2 protein-coding genes are annotated in these 1,890 nt (G+C 48.6%); both read left to right on the forward strand.

What is annotated here, in order from left to right; all coding sequences use genetic code 11:
• Positions 1 to 81: 81 nt before the first annotated feature.
• The gene (locus ABD892_RS10860) at positions 82 to 480 is read left to right on the forward strand and encodes a hypothetical protein (protein ID WP_345195658.1); all 399 of its coding nucleotides are present in this window, start codon (positions 82 to 84) and stop codon (positions 478 to 480) included.
• Between the two features lie 160 nt (positions 481 to 640).
• Positions 641 to 1,420: a nucleoside phosphorylase-I family protein gene (locus tag ABD892_RS10865; protein ID WP_345195659.1), complete on the forward strand. Its 780-nt coding sequence runs from the start codon at positions 641 to 643 to the stop codon at positions 1,418 to 1,420.
• The last annotated feature ends 470 nt before the right edge of the window (positions 1,421 to 1,890 follow it).

Here is a 1,890-nt window from a genome sequence, read left to right on the forward strand (position 1 = left end):
TATTTTGCCTGAAGAGCACAGGGGACGCTCTCTTCATTCAATTTAGCCTTACTTCTTCAGATCGTTAAGCGGGAGTTAAGGGTGAAAAACCTGAATGGAGACACGTTCAATGCCTATGGCGATGGGCGTCTGCATGCGTTGCCGGTGGCGGATAGTCTGGTCATTCAGCGTGCCGTCACAACCTCTGTACAGGCCTTGTTTGAGGCGTATGACGCAATGGTGAGCGGTGACACGGTGGAGGCTATCGGTGCCAGGGGCTCCTCCTATTTCGCGGCGTTGAAGTACGTTCCGGCCTATATCGTCTCAGATGAAAACGATTACTTCCCCGGCCGCTGGGCGCTGTATGCCAAGGCCATTGATGAGATTTCAGGGGCTGGACGCGTGCCGTCTGACTGGCAGCAGTGCAAGATTCCTTTCCTCAGCGGTGCAGACTGGCACTGGCCGGCTTCGCATGACACTTGTATGCCTTTTGAGTCCTGATGTCATGACATTGAAGATAACACATGCTCTCGCTAGTCTTTTGTGCCAGCATGGCTGATAGGTTATATTCTGATTGCAATTTCGAACCGTGATACAAACGTTTTATTCCATTAATGGCCGATACAAGCAGCGTTTCAGCTTTGCTGATTAAGGTTTAATGATGAAGCAGTGTTTATTCACGATTGAACAAAATATTATTATTAAAACACCCGTTCCTGAAAAAGGTATCGTCTGCTCAAATCCGGAACGTACCCTGCGTATATCGTCTCATTTTCTGGAAAATCCCTGTATGAAAATACAATCCTGGGGGCTTGGGGTGATAACGGGGAAAATCGTGCGCGGCGGTCTGAGTGAAGACTTCTTTTTTGCCTATGCGCCAATGGGAGCAAGCGGTTCTGCGATGGCATTCCATGAACTCTTTGCGGCGGGTGCGAAAGAGGTTGTTCGGTTAGGCAGCAACGACGTATGGGTTACAGAAGAGGATATGAATTCACTGGTATTGATTTCTGAAGCCCGCGGTTTGAGGGGGGTATCATGGGATCTGGGTATTGATGAAAAGGATGTTGATCACCCGTTGTTGCCTGATCATGACTTACATCGGCGACTGATGGAACGTTGTCGCCTCAGTCGTTTTCAGTATTCCGAACGTGTCTGTTTCAACGTCGATGATTACCATGCCTATCTGTACCCGGAAAGAATGGAAGCTCCACAGAGAATTCAGCAGCGACTGGCAACGTATAATGCCTGCGCCCCCTATTGCCGGGATATGGAAACTGCCTCTTTATTTTTAAAGGCAAATCAATTCGGAAAAAAAGCATGCAGTGTTCTCCAGAATGTTGTTAAACAGAAGGATGAATTACCGTATGAAGGTTCGACTGGCGATCGTGCCAAAGCGAATGAAAACACAATCGCAGAAATCGTTATCAATGCGATGCTCTGACTGCTCTTAAAAGTAAACGTTATCAAACGAATGCTACGAAGCAATCTGTGGATTGCTTATCACGGTTGTATTCCTCTGGACGATGTTGAGGTGACACATCAAGTGTCATGCATGGAGCCTGCCTGGTCTTGTCGCCCACAGATACGAGGAAAGGGACTCAATATTGTTTATTAGGCATGGTTTTTGTGGAAATACCGGTTCGATGTGGTGCGGCTATCGGGTAATATGCCGGCCTCATTCAAGGGTGCGAGACACCCGTTACAAGACAGAGGGCGGCAGCCCCTTGCCGTTCCGACAATGGCAATAGTTGGCGGGCGGTAGCGTATTTGTTAGTTGGCATCGGTGAAGGGCATGGGCAGCTGCACCTGACAGGTGTAACTGCCCATACCCCAGGGAAAGATCATGAAAGGCCTTGCTATCATTGACTTCGCGGGCAATTGACCGCCACCAACACTTTTTCTTTTTAGCCA

Origin of the sequence: Kistimonas scapharcae, from assembly GCF_039540975.1 — a bacterium.
Lineage (GTDB): Bacteria > Pseudomonadota > Gammaproteobacteria > Pseudomonadales > Endozoicomonadaceae > Kistimonas > Kistimonas scapharcae.